A 774-nucleotide genomic window follows, 5' to 3' on the forward strand; every position below is an offset into this window, starting at 1 on the left:
CCTCGACGAGACCCATCCGCAGCCGCCGCTGCTGCCCGCCGATCCGCTCGGCCGGGCCCGCGTGCGCGCACTCGCGCTGGACGTCGCCTGCGAGATCCACCCGCTGAACAACCTGCGCGTGCTGCGCTACCTGCTGCACGACCTGGGCGTCAGCGAGGACGACAAGAACCGCTGGTACCGCCACTGGTGCGAGACCGGGCTGGAGACGGTGGAGCGCCAGCTCGAGGGGCAGCCCGAGACCGGCCGCTTCTGCCATGGCGACAAGCCGACGCTCGCCGACATCACGCTGGTGCCGCAGATCTTCAATGCGCAGCGCCTGAACTGCCGGCTCGACCACGTGCCGACGGTGATGCGCATCTTCGAGGAATGCATGCGGCTCGATGCGTTCAGCCGCTCGCAGCCTTCGGCCTGCCCGGACGCGACCTGATGGCCACGACGGCGTTGCAGGACGCGCTGGTCCCCGACTGGGCGCTGGACCACGTCGGCGCGTTGATGAGCACGCGCCGCGGCGGCCTCAGCGCGCCGCCGTGGGAGAGCCTGAACCTCGGCATCGCGGTCGGCGACGACCCGGAGGCGGTCGACGCGAACCGCGCGCGCTTCGCGGCCGCGACTGGCGCGGCGCCGGTCTTCATGAAGCAGGTGCATGGCACGCGGGTGCTGCGGCTGCTGCGGGCGTCGGCTGGCGCAGCGCTCGAAGAGGCCGATGCGGCGATCACCACCGAGCGCGGCGTGGCCTGCACGGTGCAGGTGGCCGATTGCCTGCCGGTGCTGCTG

Annotated in this window: 2 protein-coding genes; both read left to right on the plus strand. The window is 72.2% G+C overall.

The features are described from left to right. Positions 1 to 427: glutathione S-transferase C-terminal domain-containing protein (locus AC1D15_RS35365; protein WP_477829759.1), on the plus strand; the 427-nt coding region annotated here is incomplete at its 5' end. Then, positions 427 to 774, plus strand: a 348-nt coding sequence (locus AC1D15_RS35370; protein WP_477829760.1) for a laccase domain-containing protein, incomplete at its 3' end; no start/stop codon positions are given. The genes AC1D15_RS35365 and AC1D15_RS35370, both read left to right, overlap by 1 nt.

It is taken from the genome of Rhizobacter sp. P2_H2 (genome assembly GCF_056403375.1).